Source organism: Pseudoalteromonas rubra (assembly GCF_005887115.1).
In the GTDB taxonomy this organism is placed as follows: Bacteria; Pseudomonadota; Gammaproteobacteria; order Enterobacterales; family Alteromonadaceae; genus Pseudoalteromonas; species Pseudoalteromonas rubra_F.
The window spans coordinates 19855-37063 of the sequence record NZ_PNCJ01000012.1 but is presented as its reverse complement, the minus strand read 5'-3'; the positions used below and the strand labels follow the sequence as shown (position 1 = coordinate 37063).

Genomic DNA, 17209 nt, shown 5'->3' with positions numbered 1-17209 from the left:
AAGTCGAAGGTGTTAGCAGTGTAACAAAACAAACTGATTTATAAATGAAAAATTAGTACATTGATTAACTAATATAGGCCTCAAAGGGAGCGTTTAGGCAATGGCGGTCAACTATTTATCTGATTGCTATAAATTTTCGCTGACAAACCAGAAAAAATGTGGTTAAGATGCGGATAAGGGGACATCCTCGAGAGGAGATAAGATGTTTAAAAAGCTCTTGGCATCCGTAGGTATTGGTGCCGCGAAAGTAGATACAATTTTAGAAACAGAACATTTGCATCCAGGTCAAAAATTCCAAGCGCAAATAGTTGTGTTGGGTGGTGATGTAGAGCAAGAAGTGAGTGGTCTGGAGCTGGCGTTGATGACAAAGGTCAAGGTTGAAGGCGACAGTGGTGAGTACTATGCAAATCAGGTAATCGAAAAGTGGCGTGTTGGCAGCAAGTTCACAATTGCGCCGGGCGAGAAAAAAGTGATCCCATTTGAGGCTCGCTTGCATTCTGAAACCCCGATTACTGAAATTAATGCGCCATATAATCATAGCTATGTTTGGCTGGAAACAGGGCTAGACATTGATTTGGCCATGGATCCTAGTGACAAAGATTTGTTACATATCTATCCCAATGAAGCCGTTAAAAACTGTCTTATGGCCATGGATAAACTTGGTTTTAGAATGGTGAAGGCGGATGTTGAACGAGGATACCTGAAGGCATCTAACTTTCAGTCTGTATCGGGGTGTTATCAGGAGATAGAATATCGCCCGGCTAACACCTCTTTGTTTGGCCTTCAGGAAGTAGAACTGTCATTTGTCCCCGAAGCACATCGCACGCATGTGCTGATTGAGCTGGACAGGGCGTTTCGAGGTGATGGCTATGTTGACCTGACTATTGAGCATGACCAGGTGAACTTATCTCAGTTATGTGACCAATTGGAAAGGCTATTCGCCTAAACCATTATTACGCCTCGTCAGAGGCGTTTCTTTTCAAGTGATAAATCCATGCAAGTTAAAACCTTTTACGAACTTTCCCACGACGAGCTGTTTAGTATTTTTCAGACGCGTATTGCGGTGTTTGTTGTAGAGCAAGCCTGTGCTTACCAGGAAATTGATGAGACAGATAAAAAGTCAGATACCTTACATGTTTTTTTAATCGAGGAAGGCGAGTTACAGGCTTATGCGAGGTGCTATAAATCTGCGTTGGGCGTCAGTGCGATTGGTCGTGTTCTTGTTTCACAAGCCTGTCGTGGTAAAGGGATAGCCCAGTCCTTGATGAGTAGAGCAATAGAAGTCTGCCGTACACATTATGGCTTGCAACCCATACATATCTCGGCACAGACCTATTTGATTCAATTTTATCAGTCTCTAGGGTTTGAAGTATGCAGTGAGGCTTATCTGGAAGACGGTATTGAACACATAGATATGGTACTATCTTAGGATATGAAACGGCGCATAGATGTGGCGGTAACCCTGTACTTACATCTGTGCACCGTCAAAGTCGATTACTTCTTTGGGAACTAAAGTTGCTTCAACGCCTCAATGGCGCCCTGATAATCAGGTTCACTGGCCAGATTGCTAACAAGTTGCTTGTATACGACCTTATGATTTTTGTCCAGCACCAGCACCGCTCGACTCAGCAGTCCCATATCCTTGATGTAGAGACCATATTTGGCTCCAAAATCGCGCCAAACTGAATCTGATAATGTATCAATCTGATCAATGTTTTCTGTTTTACAGAAGCGTTTTTGAGCGAAGGGCAGGTCCGCGCTAATGGTAAGCATCGCGACATCCGAGAACTCTTTTGCCACTTTTTCGTTAAAATACTTGGTCTGCAAAGAGCAGATCCCGGTATCCAGGCTAGGCACGACGCTGATCAAAACGGGTTTACCGACGTAATTGGCTAATGTCACTGGCACGAAGCTGCCATCAACCACTTTAAAATCGGGGGCCGAATCGCCCACTTTAATGCCCTGACCTAATAGAGTGACAGGCTTCCCCTGTGCACTGACTTTTCCTGCGTCAACCTGGTTTTCTTGTAGCTCACTGGCATAGGCTGGGTTAGTCAACGTCAACAGTGATGCTGTAAGCAAGGATATGATTCGCATAACGTATTCCCTTTTTAATTTTTCGCAATTCCCGTCAGTGTATTATACTGGAATTATATAACCAACCTTTGCAGTAAATTGGATTGTAAATCGGTTAAGCTTTGATTACCATGTAAGTCCTAAAATGCTGCTATGTCATAACTATAAATAGAAAATTTTTGGCTTAACACAACCTGTTAGCTAAAAATGCGAAGAGAGCTTTTATGTCAACACCTGTCCTGATATGCGATGATTCAAAATTGGCTCGCCGGCAACTGGCGAGATCATTGCCAGATGACTGGGATATTAAAGTGGAATTTGCAGAACATGGCTTGGACTGCATTGAGAAAATAAAAGCGATATCACCCGAGATTCTCTTTTTAGATTTAAATATGCCTCACATGGATGGGTATGAGGTATTACAAGCAATAAACGAACAAGGATTGAATGTTTTGACAGTTGTCGTCTCTGGAGATATCCAGCCAAATGCGCACCAAAGAGTCATGGAATTAGGTGCAATTGATTTTATACGCAAGCCATGTGATGCTGCAAAATTAGAAGAAATTATCACGCATCATGGGATCAAAGACAAAGCCATTCGTGCCAATCTGGTGCATAAACTCGGTGAGCAACTTGAACCTGAAATCCGAGACATATATCAAGAGATCACGAATGTCGCAATGGGGCAGGCAGGTGATTTGCTTGCTCGACTACTTAACGTATTCGTAGAATTACCTATCCCAAATGTAAACGTGCTAGAGGTTAATGAGCTGCACATGGCGTTGCAAGCGATTGACGCGAGCGCAACGACGTCGGGTGTATGTCAGGGCTTTATCGGAGGCGGGGTATCGGGAGAAGCTTTGCTTTTACTCAATGACTCCAGCTTTAAAGAAATTGCGTCGCTGATGAGCTATACGGGCGAGCTCAATCAAAAAGTAGAGCTTGAGCTGCTGATGGATATTAGCAATATTCTAATCGGCGCCATCCTAACGGGCTTATCAAAGCAATTAGATATGCCATTTAGCCAAGGACACCCGGTTGTGCTTGGGCAGCATTGTGAAGTTTCTGAGCTCGTCAAAGCGAACAAAGACCGCTGGCAACGTACGTTAGCGATTGAAATAAGTTACGGAATTGAAGACCACAATATTAATTGCGATTTAATGTTGTTGTTTACTGAAGACTCACTTAAAACGCTCAAATATAAAGTTGAGTACCTGTTAGAAGATTAGAATTATGCCTGCATCTGATTTTGACATGAATGAGATCCATTGGTTGATGGATATGTTTAACACAGTTGATGTCGGCCTGGTCGTTTTGGACAGGAACTATCGAGTGTGTGTTTGGAATGGGTTTATGGAAAACCACTCGGGTCTGCTACCTAGCGCGGTAAAAGACAAAGATGTCTTTGATTTGTTTCCTAGTATTGACGAGGCCTGGTTTAAGAGCAAATCTGAACCTGTATTTGTACTCAAAAATCGATCATTTACGATTTGGGAACAGCAGCCATATATTTTCCGCTTTAAAAATTATCGGCCTATTACAGGGAAAGCCGATTACATGTATCAGAATGCGACCTTTATCCCACTGACGACAGTCACAGGTGAAGTGGCACATATTTGTGTGATTATTTACGATGTGACCGATGAGGCAATGAACAAGCTTGAGCTCGAGCGGGTTAACAAAACGCTGGAAAAAATGAGCCGCACAGATAGCCTCACTAAGCTTGCTAATCGTGGCTATTGGGAGCAAAGTCTAAGAACCGAGTTTAAACGTTTACAGCGAAGCCACGGAAGTAGCAGTTTGTTAATGTTTGATATTGATTTCTTTAAGCGTATCAATGATGCCTATGGTCATAGCGGCGGTGATGAGGCTATTCGCCACATCTCTGATCTATTACAAAAGACACTACGTGAAACCGACGTAGCGGGGCGTTATGGTGGCGAAGAATTTGCTGTAACTTTGGTTGATACCGATGCTGAAGGCGCAAAGGTGTTTGCCGAAAGGCTACGTAGTCTGATTGAAAACTCAGTAATCTATTACGACGATAAAGAGATTAAGCTGACTGTAAGTCTGGGTATTGCTTGCTGCGATGACAATTTTGAAAAATATGAACAGTGGATTGAAGCCGCTGACACCGCGCTTTATCACTCTAAAGAAAATGGTCGGAACATAGTCACTGTGTATGATCCGTCTATGGCACATTAGTCTTAACTGATACATCACTTACAGATGCTAAAAAGCCCTTGTTATAAGGGCTTTTTGCTAAAGTGAGTCTTCTTTATTTTCCTGAGGACACTGCCCCAGAATGTTCACAGTGCCGTCGTCCTGTTGCTCTTCAAGTTTAACTGGAAATCCCCAAAGTCGGTAAAGATGCTTAAGCACTTCTTTTTTCGAATCAGCTAGAGGCACCTTGTTATGTGGAACGTACCTCAATGTGAGTGAGCGATCGCCTCGTATATCCACATTGTATACCTGAATATTGGGCTCGTGATTACTCAGATTATAATGCGCGGACAAACTATTTCTGACCTTTTGATAACCTGACTCATCGTGAATTGCACCCACCTCCAGGTGAGGTGATTTCTCCTGGTCTATGATAGTAAATAACTTAAAATCCCTCATTATCTTGGGTGACAGAAACTGGCTGACAAAGCTTTCATCTTTGAAATTTTCCATGGCAAAATGAAGGGTGTCGAGCCAATTCTTACCAGCAAACTCCGGAAACCAGTACTTGTCTTCGTCAGTTGGGTTTTCACAGATCCTGCGAATATCTACCATCATATTAAAACCCAGTGCATACGGGTTTATACCAGAGTAAAACTTACTGTTGTAAGGAGGTTGATATACGACATTGGTGTGACTTTGTAGAAACTCTAACATAAAAGCGTCGCTCAACTTACCTTCGTCATATAGGTGGTTCAATATCGTATAATGCCAGAACGTTGCCCAGCCCTCATTCATCACCTGAGTTTGTCTCTGCGGATAAAAGTATTGAGATACCTTGCGTACTATTCGAATAATCTCTCGTTGCCAGGATTCGAGCAATGGAGCGTTCTTTTCAATAAAGTACAAGATATTTTCCTGAGGCTCGGATGGAAACTTAACATCTTCTCGTTCATCCTGCTGTTTACCCTTGGGAATAGTTCGCCAGAGTTCATTGACCTGAGACTGTAGATAGTCCTCTCGTTCTTTTTGACGTTTCTGTTCCTCATACATAGAGATTTGTTGTGGCCGTTTATAACGATCTACCCCATAGTTCATTAGTGCATGGCAGGAGTCGAGCAGATTTTCAACCTCATCTATGCCATATTTTTGCTCGCACTTGGCGACATAGTTCTTTGCAAAGACCAGATAGTCAATAATAGACGATGCATCCGTCCATGCTCTGAAAAGATAATTCCCTTTGAAAAATGAATTATGGCCGTAGCAGGCATGTGCCATGACCAGTGCCTGCATTGGCATGGTATTTTCTTCCATCAGGTATGCGATACATGGGTCTGAGTTGATCACAATTTCATAAGCGAGGCCCATTTGACCCCGTTTGTAAGTTTGCTCCGTCTGGATGAATTTCTTACCGTAAGACCAGTGTGCATAACCAATAGGCATGCCTACGCTCGAGTAGGCATCCATCATCTGTTCCGCGGTGATCACCTCAATCTGATTCGGATAGGTATCCAGTCTGTAGTGGGCCGCTACTCGAGCAATCTCAGCCTGATATTCTTCAAGCAAGTCGAACGTCCAGTCCGGGCCATCATTTAGCGGGTTATATGTCATAGGCACTCCCCCTGTTAGGCTGCGTTTTGTTGTCGGTTTTTCTTGAACAACTCTCTGAATATCGGATATATATCTTCGACAGAACGAATGTGTTGCATAGCAAAGTTGTCAAATGTATCCGCAATGCCCTGATACTCACGCCAAAGGCTTTGATGGGCGCGTGTGGTGATTTCGATATAGGCATAATAACGCACCACTTTTAATAGCTTGTTCGTCAGTAGGTCAGTACAGTGTGGAGAATCATCTGCCCAGTTGTCACCATCAGATGCCTGTGCGGCGTAGATGTTCCAATCTCCCTGTGCATATCTGTCTGCGATGATTTCATCCATCAGTTTCAACGCACTTGAGACGATAGTGCCCCCTGTCTCTTGAGAATAGAAAAACTCTTGTTCATCGACTTCTTTCGCTTGCGTGTGGTGCCTGATGTAGACAACTTCGATATCTTTATACGTACGTGTTAAGAACTGATAGAGTAGAATATAAAAGCGCTTCGCCATATCTTTGGTCGCCTGGTCCATGGACCCAGATACATCCATCAGGCAAAACATAACAGCTTTGCTTGTCGGGTGTGGTCGCTTTTCATAATTTCTGAATCGCAGGTCATAGTTATCAATGAACGGCACTGCATCTATCTTACGTTTTAGTTCTGATATTTCTTGTTCAAGCTGTTGAATTTGCGTTTGCTTAGGTACAGGTTCTTGTAGCAAAGCGGCCAATCGCTCTTCTAACTCTTTAAGCTGCTTTCTTTTACTGGCAGTCATTGCGATTCGTCTGGCCACTGAGCCTTTCAACGATCTTACGATATCCAAGTTACTTGGCATGCCATCGTTACAAAACCCGGCCCTGTGTGTTTTCATTTGCACTAATTTATCGAGCTGACTTTTTTGCAGGTTAGGCAGCTCCAAGTCCTCGAATAAGAGATCCAGATATTCATCCTTTGAAATAGAAAACACAAAGTCATCTTGACCCTCACCTTGGTCACTTGCGTTACCTTCTCCAGCACCGCCACCCTGACCAGAGGGGGGGCGCTGAATTTTGTCTCCCGTCGTGAATTGATCATTGCCAGGGTGAATGTGCTCTCTATTTCCCCCTTTCCCTTGATGAAAAATGGGTTCACTGATATCCCTTTGCGGTATAGAAATACTTTCTCCACTAGAGACATCAGTGACGCTTCTTTTGTTAATGGCATCCGAAACCGCTTCTTTGATCTGCTTTTTATAACGTCTGATAAAGCGCTGACGGTTCAGCGTACTTTTGTTCTTGCCATTCAGTCGACGATCGATGAAATGTGCCATAGAACACCCTCCAACCGCTAATGTTATTGAGATTTTCTAACCCGTAAATACCACTCAGATAGTAAGCGGACTTGTTTCTGGGTATAGCCTTTTTCCATCATTCGATTGACAAAGTCTTCGTGTTTTTTCTGATCTTCGGCAGAGGTTTTTGCATTGAAAGAAATGACCGGTAGCAACTCTTCTGTATTCGAGAACATTTTCTTCTCTATTACTGTTCTGAGTTTTTCATAACTGGTCCAGACAGGATTTGCGCCGTTATGATGAGCTCGTGCTCTCAACACAAAGTTAACAATTTCATTACGAAAATCCTTAGGGTTTGAGATGCCAGCCGGCTTCTCTATTTTCTCAAGTTCTGCGTTGAGGGCTGCTCTGTCGAATAGCTGCCCTGTATCAGGATCCCGGTACTCTTGATCCTGAATCCAAAAGTCGGCATAAGTGACATAGCGGTCAAAAATATTTTGCCCGTACTCAGAATAAGATTCGAGATACGCGGTTTGTAGCTCCTTGCCAATAAACTCAACATATTGCGGGATCAAATAGCCTTTCAGGTGACTTAAGTAACGTTCCTGAATTTCTGCGCTGAACTGTTCACGCTCGATTTGCTGTTCCAGTACATAGAATAGATGCACTGGGTTCGCTGCAACTTCAGCATGGTCAAAGTTGAAGACCCGAGATAATATCTTGAAGGCAAAACGGGTAGAGAGGCCAGTCATCCCTTCGTCAACGCCAGCATAATCTCTATATTCCTGGTAGGACTTAGCCTTTGGATCTGTGTCTTTGAGACTTTCACCATCATAAACGCGCATTTTTGAGTATATACTGGAGTTTTCAGGCTCATTGATACGCGACAACGTAGAAAATTTCGCGAGTGTTTCGAGCGTACCAGGTGCGCAAGGTGCAGTTCTTAGCTCACTGTTTTCAATAAGTTTCTTGTAGATTTTAACTTCTTCAGAAACCCGCAGGCAATAGGGCACTTTAACAATGAAAACCCGATCCAAAAATGCTTCATTGTTTTTGTTGTTCTTGAACGATTGCCATTCTGACTCATTGGAGTGAGCAAGAATGATACCGTTAAAGGGCAGGGCGGAAATGCCTTCAGTGCCATTATAGTTGCCTTCCTGTGTAGCGGTAAGCAAAGGGTGCAGAACTTTAATCGGCGCTTTAAACATTTCCACGAATTCCATCAACCCTTGGTTGGCCAGACACAATGCTCCTGAATAAGAATAGGCGTCCGGATCATTCTGGGCATAATGTTCTAGTTTACGAATATCAACTTTACCAACCAAAGCTGAAATATCCTGGTTGTTTTCATCGCCAGGTTCCGTTTTGGCGATAGCGGTTTGATCCAAAATAGAAGGATAGCGTTTTACGACCCGGAATTTAGAAATATCGCCGTTGTATTCATGTAATCGTTTGGTCGCCCAGGGAGACATCACAGTGCGTAAGTAACGGCTGTTTATCCCGTACTCTTTGTCTAGTAACTCACCGTCTTCAAGCGGGTTAAACAGGCTAAGAGGGTGGTCGTTTACAGGAGAGCCCTTGATTGCGTAAATAGGTACCTGCTGCATTAAATATTTGAGTTTCTCTGCAATAGATGACTTACCACCCCCGACAGGACCAAGCAAATACAGTACTTGCTTGTATTCTTCAAGGCCCTGCGCAGCATGCTTGAGGTAAGATACGATCTGTTCGATGGCGTCTTCCATGCCATAAAACTCGTGAAATGCAGGGTAGCGAGCAATAACTCGGTTCGAAAACAGGCGACTAAGCCGAGCATCCGTTGAAGTATCCACCATTTCTGGTTCACCAATTGCCATCAGCAAACGTTCTGGTGCGCTTGCGTATGCTGCTTTGTCTTCTTTACATATTTCCAAATATTCCGCTATGGTGAACTCTTCTTCTTGGGACGCTTCGTATCTGGACTGGTAATGCTCAAATATACTCATAATGAACTCCAATAACCTGTTGATGATGCGGTCTCTTAATGCAAGGCTACTTAAAGCTTAGTAGGGATATTTAAAATTTGCCCAAAAATTCCAGTAATTTAATGTTCACTAAACGCTCTGTGCTGGTGTGAAATTTTTTCATCAATTGAGCTTTACAGTACATTTAATCGAGTTTTTCAAACAAATGCTCAAATTAGGAGAAAAAAACCTCTCATTACGAGCTAAATTGTGCACTGTGAATGCAGTTTTTACTTAGGATTTGGTTTGAAGCTGAGGACAATGCGCGTTCGCGGCCAAAGTTGCAAAGGGCATGACAGTCAGGCACTGACAGAGTTGGTATTTGTATACGGATTTTTAGCTGTAAAGAGGCAAAAAAAGCGGTAAGAACAAATGCCTCAGGAAGGAGAGAAAGACCTCAAAGCACAAAAAAGGCACTCTGAAAGCGCCTTTTTACATAGTTGGAAATTAAGCAAGGTTGCCGTTTGCAAAATCCCAGTTAACCAGTGCCCAGAAGCCTTTCAGGTAGTCTGGACGTACATTGCGGTAATCGATGTAGTAAGCGTGTTCCCACAGGTCGACAGTAATGATTGGCGTTACGCCTTCTTCTGTCAGTGGTGTTGCCGCATTAGATGTGTTAACGATATCTAAAGTACCGTCGGCAAGCTGTACTAACCAAGTCCAGCTAGAGCCGAAGTTGTTAACTGCTTTGTCATTGAATGCTTCCTGGAATGCAGCGAATGAGCCCCATTTCGCGTTGATCAGGTCTGCTACTTTACCAGTTGGCTCGCCACCACCATTTGGTGCCAGGCTATGCCAGTAGAAAGTGTGGTTCCAGATCTGTGCTGCGTTATTGAATACGCCGCCTTCAGAGTTGCACACGATTTCTTCTAAAGATTTGTTCTCAAGGTCTGTGCCCTGGATAAGGCCGTTCAGTTTTACAACGTACGTGTTGTGGTGTTTACCGTGGTGGAACTCAAGAGTTTCCTGAGAAATATGCGGCTCAAGCGCGTTGATAGCATAAGGAAGTGACGGTAGTTCAAAAGCCATGTTAATCTCCATTTCGTTGTTAAATTGCCAAAGCAAATAGAAGCAATCTCTATCTTAGCTTACATTTCTATACGATTTGACGGCATATAGTGATACTATAATTCCTGAGTATTTTACTCAAGTTTTGGCAAACAGCAATGGCAATAGCCAAGACTTGTAGAATGAATGGCTTAGATTGCATTCATTTTGTACGGGCTAACTGACAGAAGAAAGAGGTTGACGGGCAAAGTGGATGATATGCTGAGCTATGCTATCGTCATTTTGAGGTAAATAATGGAAACCATTGAAAAGATTAAACAGCAAATCGCAGAGAATCCTATCATCCTTTATATGAAAGGATCGCCCAAATTACCTAACTGCGGTTTTTCTTCGCAGGCATCTCAAGCGCTGATGGCGTGTGGCGAGCAATTTGCTTACGTCGATATTCTGCTGAACCCAGACATCCGTGCTGAGCTGCCTCATTATGCCAACTGGCCAACATTTCCGCAGCTTTGGGTTGAAGGTGAGTTGATTGGCGGCTGTGACATCATCATTGAAATGTTTCAAAAAGGTGAGTTGCAACCTCTGATTGCAGAAACGGCTGCAAAATACAAAGAAGACGACGCGGAAACAGCAGAGTAATTCTGTTTTAAGTCGTATCAGGGCATGTCAGCGTGAGTTGCATGCCCTTTTTTATGTGTCATTGTTTTCTATTTTTACCAACCCCTCCCTGCGAACACCTTTTCTAATCATTGAGGTCTTGTTGTTAATTTCACGGCCTATTTTAGCTTTTGCAACACTAAGTTTACGCATGCGTCAAGCATCAACCCTGCATAGATTAAGGGGTTGCCAAATTCACACTCGAAATAATGAATATTTATTCAATGTTATGTTGGGTGTTACGTTAACGTAAACTTCCCCTTTGGTGTGTTTTTTTTATCGATTTTTTGGTTTGATACCGGTGTCATTTTGTGTTTTTCTACGGGTGTTGAAATATTTGTAAAACTCAAGGGCATTATTTAAGTACCTTTTTTATGAGAAATATTCATGTATGTGAATAACTATTCTTTATTGTATTGACTCGAATACTAATCAGGGCTAGCTTTGATTATCTGCCAGTAATTCGTCTGAAATTACCGGCTGGCAGTTGTAGCAAGGGGAGGAGTCCATGTTATATGACTCGGCATTAGAAAAAGAAAACTGTGGTTTTGGTTTGATCGCACACACACAAGGTCAGGCCAGCCATAAGTTGATCCGCACGGCAATTACCGGTCTGGACAGAATGCAGCACCGCGGGGGCATTGCTGCGGACGGCAAGACTGGGGATGGGTGTGGCTTATTATTACAAAAGCCAGACAGCTTTTTCAGAGCTGTAGCGGCTGAAAATGATTGGCATCTGGGTAAAAATTATGCGGTTGGTATGGTGTTCCTTAGTCAAGACCCATCGCTTGCCAAACAAGCCCGTGACATCATCAACAACGAACTAGAAAAAGAAACACTGACATTGGTGGGCTGGCGCACTGTCCCCACTGACCCTGGCATGCTTGGCCCTATTGCAACGGAACAGCTGCCCCTGTTTGAACAGGTGTTCGTGTCTGCACCGGAGGGATGGCGTCCAAAAGACCTTGAACGTCGACTTTATATTGCACGTCGGCGTATTGAGAAGCAGCTGGAGTCAGATCCAGACTTTTATATCGCGAGTCTGTCGGGTCTGGTAACCATCTATAAAGGTCTGATGATGCCAGCGGATCTGCCTAACTTTTATCTTGATCTGGCTGATATCCGAATGACCAGTGCAATTTGTGTGTTTCACCAGCGCTTTTCGACCAATACGCAACCACGTTGGCCATTAGCCCAGCCATTTCGTTACCTGGCGCACAATGGCGAGATAAACACGATTACAGGAAACCGACAGTGGGCCAAAGCGCGTGCATATAAGTTTGCCTCGCCTCTGTTGCCTGACTTACAAAGTGCAGCGCCATTTGTAAACGAAAGTGGTTCAGACTCATCCAGTCTGGATAATATGCTGGAGTTGTTTCTCGCCGGTGGCATGGATATCTTTCGCGCTATGCGTATGCTGGTTCCGCCCGCCTGGCAGAAAAACCGAGCGATGGATGACGAACTCAGAGCATTTTACGATTTTAACTCGATGCACATGGAACCCTGGGATGGTCCCGCTGGCATCGTTATGTCTGATGGCCGCTTTGCGGCCTGCAATCTCGATAGAAATGGTCTTCGTCCTGCGCGCTATGTCATTACGCAGGATGGGTTCATCACTTTGGCTTCTGAAGTAGGGATATGGGATTACGAGCCCGATGAAGTGGTTGAGAAAGGGCGTGTTGGCCCGGGTGAGTTGCTGGTGGTGGATACACTGCATGGCAAGATCTGGCAGTCTGACGAAATTGATGAAGATCTGAAAGCCAGGCATCCTTACAAGACCTGGCTAGAGCAAAATGTCAAGCGACTAACGCCATTTGAAGCGCTTAATGAAGCGGACGCGGGTAAGCGTGATTTTAATGACGAGACACTGCTCGTTTATCAAAAGTTGTTCGCCTACAGCAACGAAGAGGTCGATCAGGTGATCCGTGTGATGGGCCAAAATGGTCAGGAAGCCACTGGCTCTATGGGAGACGACACACCTTTTGCAGTGCTCTCCGAGGGAGTACGCTCGCTATATGACTATTTCAGACAAAAATTTGCTCAGGTAACTAACCCGCCAATCGATCCGTTACGTGAGAATCACGTGATGTCACTTGCAACCTGTATTGGTCGTGAGCAAAATGTATTTAACGAGACAACAGGCCATGCCAAGCGTCTGCAATTTGATTCACCTGTCCTGACCTTCTCTGATATTCAACAGCTGTTGGCGGCAGATGATGATCATTACAGTGTGTGTCGCATATCTCTGAACTACAATCCACAGATAGAAAGCCTGAAAGGCGCCATTGAACGTGTTTGTGATGAAGCCCAGAACAAAGCTGCATCCGGATGCGTGATGTTGTTGCTAAGTGATCGCGATATCACTCAGGATACTATGCCCATACCTGCGGCAATGGCCGTTGGGGCTGTGCAACATAGGTTGGTGAATACTAACCTGCGCTGTGACTCTAACATTATTGTTGAAACGGGCAGTGCACGTGATCCGCATCAATTTGCGGTACTACTCGGATTCGGCGCAACAGCGATATACCCTTATCTGGCTTACGAGACTTTGGTTGCGCTGTGTGACAGCAAAGTGATTGAAAAAACTTATCGCGAAGTAACGTTGGCGTATCGCAATGCGATTAATAAAGGCTTGTACAAGATCATGTCCAAGATGGGGATCAGCACCATTGCCTCTTATCGCTGTTCGATGTTATTTGAAGCGGTGGGGTTGTCTGATGAAATTGTGGAGCTGTGCTTCAATGGCGTCAGCAGTCGTATTCAGGGGGCTGGTTTTGCAGAGTTCGAAGCGGATGGTTCACAGTTGCACAAGCTGGCATATAGTAAGCGTAAGTTGCTCTCTCACGGTGGTTTGCTTAAATTTGTTCATGGTGGTGAGTACCACGCCTATAACCCGGACGTGGTGCAGTCGTTGCAGGTTGCCGTGCGATCAGGAAACTACGACGATTATCAAAAGTACGCCAATCTTGTAAACAATCGGCCTGTGACCAATTTGCGAGACCTGCTGGCGCTTAAAACGGATTGTACCGCCATTAACATTGATGAGGTAGAACCTGCAACTGAATTGTACAAACGTTTCGATTCTGCTGCGATGAGTATTGGTGCTTTATCGCCGGAAGCGCATGAAGCACTGGCGATTGCAATGAACCGCCTGGGAGGCTGCTCTAATTCCGGGGAAGGGGGCGAAGATAAGTTACGATTTGGTACAGAGAAAAATTCACGTATCAAGCAGGTGGCCTCCGGCCGATTTGGCGTAACACCCCATTATCTGCAAAGTGCGGATGTGATCCAGATAAAAGTTGCGCAAGGGGCTAAGCCTGGTGAAGGTGGTCAGTTGCCGGGTGAAAAGGTGACACCTTACATTGCCAAACTGAGATATTCTGTGCCTGGTGTTACTTTGATTTCGCCACCGCCGCACCACGATATCTATTCAATTGAGGATCTGGCGCAATTGATCTTTGATCTTAAGCAGGTCAACCCCAAGGCAATGATTTCCGTCAAGCTGGTGTCTGAACCTGGTGTAGGCACCATTGCAACGGGGGTTGCGAAAGCCTATGCGGACTTGATTACGATCGCAGGTTACGATGGTGGAACGGGGGCGAGCCCGCTCACGTCGGTCAAGTATGCAGGTAGCCCGTGGGAGCTTGGCCTGGCTGAGACACAGCAGGCATTGGTAGAAAATGGCCTGCGCCACCGCATTCGATTGCAAACTGATGGTGGTCTCAAGACCGGTCTTGATATTATCAAGGCGGCTATTCTGGGCGCCGAAAGTTTTGGGTTCGGTACAGGGCCTATGGTTGCTCTGGGATGTAAATATCTGCGTATTTGTCATCTGAATAACTGTGCGACTGGCGTCGCTACTCAGGATGAGACGCTGCGCCAGAAGCACTATCATGGCCTGCCAGAAATGGCGATGAATTATTTCCGCTTTATTGCTCAGGAAGCGCGCGAAATTATGGCATCTTTGGGCACAAACAAGTTGACCGATTTAATCGGGCGTACGGACTTACTCGAGGTGCTGGATGGAACAACCGCAAGACAGCAAAAGCTTGATCTACAACCTTTGCTGGCAAAACCGGCGAATCCGTCGGGCGAAACACTCTATTGCAGTGCGCCGAACACGTCGCACTATCAGGGTCAACTCAATGAGAGCTTGCTTGAGAAAGCGAAACAAGCGATAGACGACAAAACGGGTACCTCTTTGGTGAGTCGTATTAAAAATACTGACCGCTCTGTGGGTGCAATGTTGTCTGGGTATATAGCTTCTCGTCACGGTAACCAAGGTATGGCTGCTGATCCTGTGGTGATCGAACTACACGGCACCGCAGGGCAGGCATTTGGTGTGTGGAATGCAGGTGGCCTTGAAATGACACTGGTTGGTGATGCTAACGACTATGTGGGTAAGGGCATGGCTGGTGGCAAGTTGGTGATACGGCCACCTGTAGGCTCTAGTTTTCTGACACATCAGGCCACTATTGCGGGTAACACCTGTTTGTATGGTGCAACCGGTGGCAAGTTGTTCGCTGCCGGGCGAGCCGGAGAGCGATTTGCCGTACGTAACTCAGGAGTGCAAGCGACTGTCGAAGGGTTAGGTGATAACGGCTGTGAATATATGACGGGTGGCGTTGTCTGTGTACTTGGTCAGGTAGGCGTTAACTTTGGCGCCGGGATGACCGGGGGATTTGCCTATGTACTGGACGAGGCGGGAGATTTCGACAAGCGCTATAACCCTGAGCTGGTTGAAGTGCTCTCTTTGGAAGGGTTAGCAACCATGCAGGAGCATTTACGAGGCTTGATTGCTGAGCACCTGGAGAACACAGCCTCTTGCAGAGCGGAGCAGATCCTGGCTAATTTTGAGTTGTATGTGCCTATGTTCAGGCTGATCAAACCAAAATCAAGTGATGTAAAGAGCTTGTTGGGGCACCGTGCACGTAGCAGTGCTGAATTGCGTGTCCAGGCACAATAGGGGGAAGTATGAGCGAAAATGTCTATCAATTTATCGATGTACAGCGCATCGACCCGAGAAAGAAGCCTATCACGACACGCAAGAGCTCTTTCGTCGAAATTTATGAGCCGTTTTCAAAGCAGCAGGTCAGCTCTCAGGCTGATCGCTGCTTGGATTGCGGTAATCCTTATTGCGAGTGGAAGTGTCCGGTGCACAACTATATTCCGCAGTGGCTAAAGTTGATCCGTACGGGCAGGATCCTCGAGGCGGCAGAATTGTCGCATCGGACCAATAGCCTGCCTGAAGTGTGTGGCCGGGTTTGCCCACAGGACAGGCTGTGTGAGGGCTCATGCACACTCAATGACGAATTTGGTGCCGTGACGATTGGTAACATTGAAAAGTACATCACGGATACCGCATTTGCACAAGGCTGGAAACCTGACATGTCTTATGTCACCTGGACTGACAAAAAGGTGGCCATTATCGGCGCGGGTCCTGCCGGGCTTGGTTGTGCGGATATATTAGTGCGTAATGGGGTAAAACCTGTGGTGTTTGATCGCAACCCGGAGATCGGGGGATTACTGACGTTTGGCATCCCTTCATTCAAGCTGGAAAAATCGGTGATGGAGAAACGTCGTGAGATTTTTTCAGAAATGGGGGTCGAGTTTTGCCTTAATACGGAGATTGGCAAAGATATCAGTATGGACGAGCTACTCGCACACTATGACGCGGTATTTATTGGGGTCGGTACATACCAATATATGCGCGCCGGACTGGACAATGAAGATGCAGATCATGTGTATGATGCGCTTCCCTTTTTGATTGGTAACACCAATCGAGTTATGGGTTATGACGAAAGCAAACAGGCGTACATAGATATGGCTGGTAAACGTGTGGTGGTGCTGGGCGGCGGTGATACTGCGATGGACTGCGTGCGCACCTCTGTGCGTCAGGGCGCACAGTCTGTGACCTGCGCGTATCGCCGGGACGAAGCCAATATGCCTGGGTCGCGTCGTGAGGTTAAGAATGCCAAAGAGGAGGGCGTGAAGTTTAGCTTCAATGTTCAGCCTAAAGGCATTGAACTCGATCAACACGGTCAGGTTGCGGGTGTTCGCATGGTGCGGACTGAGCTGGGTGATCCGGATGAAAATGGTCGCAGACGGGCACAAGAGGTGCCTGGGTCTGAGCACTTGATTGAAGCTGACGCCGTTATCATGGCGTTCGGGTTTAAACCCCACAACCTTGACTGGCTGGCAGCCTATGATGTTGCTATAAACGAATGGGGCGGTATTGTTGCGCCTGAAAAGGGCGCATTTACACACCAAACCAGCAACGAAAAAATCTTCGCCGGCGGTGATGCTGTTCGCGGCTCGGATTTGGTGGTCACCGCCATCTTCGAAGGCCGTAACGCAGCAGAAGGGATCATGGATTATTTAGGCGTGTAAAGTCGTTTATCTGCCAGAGTATGGTGTACTTTAAAAATA

The 17209-nt window shown here is 45.5% G+C and carries 12 protein-coding genes; 7 read left to right on the top strand and 5 right to left on the bottom strand.

Going from position 1 to position 17209, the window contains the following annotated elements; translation table 11 throughout:
- The first annotated feature begins 202 nt into the window (after positions 1-202).
- Both CWB98_RS07890 and CWB98_RS07885 read left to right on the top strand, forming a co-directional pair.
- Positions 203-946 carry a sporulation protein gene (locus CWB98_RS07890; protein WP_138544370.1) on the top strand — a complete coding sequence of 248 codons (744 nt, stop codon included), beginning with the start codon at positions 203-205 and terminating at the stop codon, positions 944-946.
- A 48-nt stretch (positions 947-994) separates the two neighbouring features.
- Positions 995-1429, top strand: coding sequence for a GNAT family N-acetyltransferase (locus CWB98_RS07885; protein WP_138544369.1), 435 nt, complete (start codon positions 995-997; stop codon positions 1427-1429).
- Positions 1430-1509: 80 nt separating this feature from the next.
- Here CWB98_RS07885 and tpx read toward each other — a convergent pair whose 3' ends face one another.
- On the bottom strand, positions 1510-2097 hold the full coding sequence (tpx, locus tag CWB98_RS07880) for a thiol peroxidase (protein WP_138544368.1): 588 nt from the start codon (positions 2095-2097) through the stop codon (positions 1510-1512).
- A gap of 203 nt (positions 2098-2300) precedes the next feature.
- Here tpx and CWB98_RS07875 point away from each other — a divergent pair, with 203 nt between their 5' ends.
- Together CWB98_RS07875 and CWB98_RS07870 are read left to right on the top strand one after the other, a co-directional pair.
- Positions 2301-3305 carry a response regulator gene (locus CWB98_RS07875; RefSeq protein WP_138544367.1) on the top strand — a complete coding sequence of 335 codons (1005 nt, stop codon included), beginning with the start codon at positions 2301-2303 and terminating at the stop codon, positions 3303-3305.
- A 4-nt stretch (positions 3306-3309) separates the two neighbouring features.
- Positions 3310-4281: a sensor domain-containing diguanylate cyclase gene (locus CWB98_RS07870; protein ID WP_138544366.1), complete on the top strand. Its 972-nt coding sequence runs from the start codon at positions 3310-3312 to the stop codon at positions 4279-4281.
- 57 nt (positions 4282-4338) lie between these two features.
- Here CWB98_RS07870 and CWB98_RS07865 read toward each other — a convergent pair whose 3' ends face one another.
- The 4 genes from CWB98_RS07865 to CWB98_RS07850 form a co-directional block, all read right to left on the bottom strand.
- The gene (locus tag CWB98_RS07865; protein ID WP_138544365.1) at positions 4339-5850 is read right to left on the bottom strand and encodes a SpoVR family protein; all 1512 of its coding nucleotides are present in this window, start codon (positions 5848-5850) and stop codon (positions 4339-4341) included.
- 14 nt (positions 5851-5864) lie between these two features.
- Complete coding sequence (locus CWB98_RS07860; RefSeq protein ID WP_138544364.1) at positions 5865-7145, bottom strand: YeaH/YhbH family protein; 1281 nt, start codon at positions 7143-7145, stop codon at positions 5865-5867.
- Between the two features lie 23 nt (positions 7146-7168).
- Positions 7169-9091 (bottom strand): PrkA family serine protein kinase, encoded by a 1923-nt coding sequence (locus CWB98_RS07855; RefSeq protein ID WP_138544363.1) that lies wholly within the window; start codon positions 9089-9091, stop codon positions 7169-7171.
- Between the two features lie 465 nt (positions 9092-9556).
- The gene (locus CWB98_RS07850) at positions 9557-10138 is read right to left on the bottom strand and encodes a Fe-Mn family superoxide dismutase (RefSeq protein WP_138544362.1); all 582 of its coding nucleotides are present in this window, start codon (positions 10136-10138) and stop codon (positions 9557-9559) included.
- Positions 10139-10411: 273 nt separating this feature from the next.
- Between CWB98_RS07850 and CWB98_RS07845 the strand changes: the two genes are divergently transcribed.
- From CWB98_RS07845 to CWB98_RS07835, 3 genes are all read left to right on the top strand, one after another.
- Positions 10412-10759 carry a Grx4 family monothiol glutaredoxin gene (locus CWB98_RS07845; RefSeq protein WP_054014022.1) on the top strand — a complete coding sequence of 116 codons (348 nt, stop codon included), beginning with the start codon at positions 10412-10414 and terminating at the stop codon, positions 10757-10759.
- Between the two features lie 526 nt (positions 10760-11285).
- Positions 11286-15746: a glutamate synthase large subunit gene (gene gltB, locus CWB98_RS07840; RefSeq protein ID WP_138544361.1), complete on the top strand. Its 4461-nt coding sequence runs from the start codon at positions 11286-11288 to the stop codon at positions 15744-15746.
- An 8-nt stretch (positions 15747-15754) separates the two neighbouring features.
- Entirely contained in the window at positions 15755-17170 is a 1416-nt protein-coding gene (locus tag CWB98_RS07835; protein WP_138544360.1) for an FAD-dependent oxidoreductase, read from the top strand.
- The last annotated feature ends 39 nt before the right edge of the window (positions 17171-17209 follow it).

Coding starts and splice junctions, on each gene's coding strand:
- CWB98_RS07865 (WP_138544365.1), bottom strand. CDS start 5,850: ATGACATATAACCCGCTAAATGATGGCCCGGACTGGACGTTCGACTTG.
- CWB98_RS07835 (WP_138544360.1), top strand. CDS start 15,755: ATGAGCGAAAATGTCTATCAATTTATCGATGTACAGCGCATCGACCCG.
- CWB98_RS07870 (WP_138544366.1), top strand. CDS start 3,310: ATGCCTGCATCTGATTTTGACATGAATGAGATCCATTGGTTGATGGAT.
- CWB98_RS07885 (WP_138544369.1), top strand. CDS start 995: ATGCAAGTTAAAACCTTTTACGAACTTTCCCACGACGAGCTGTTTAGT.
- gltB (WP_138544361.1), top strand. CDS start 11,286: ATGTTATATGACTCGGCATTAGAAAAAGAAAACTGTGGTTTTGGTTTG.
- CWB98_RS07855 (WP_138544363.1), bottom strand. CDS start 9,091: ATGAGTATATTTGAGCATTACCAGTCCAGATACGAAGCGTCCCAAGAA.
- tpx (WP_138544368.1), bottom strand. CDS start 2,097: ATGCGAATCATATCCTTGCTTACAGCATCACTGTTGACGTTGACTAAC.
- CWB98_RS07875 (WP_138544367.1), top strand. CDS start 2,301: ATGTCAACACCTGTCCTGATATGCGATGATTCAAAATTGGCTCGCCGG.
- CWB98_RS07890 (WP_138544370.1), top strand. CDS start 203: ATGTTTAAAAAGCTCTTGGCATCCGTAGGTATTGGTGCCGCGAAAGTA.
- CWB98_RS07860 (WP_138544364.1), bottom strand. CDS start 7,145: ATGGCACATTTCATCGATCGTCGACTGAATGGCAAGAACAAAAGTACG.
- CWB98_RS07850 (WP_138544362.1), bottom strand. CDS start 10,138: ATGGCTTTTGAACTACCGTCACTTCCTTATGCTATCAACGCGCTTGAG.
- CWB98_RS07845 (WP_054014022.1), top strand. CDS start 10,412: ATGGAAACCATTGAAAAGATTAAACAGCAAATCGCAGAGAATCCTATC.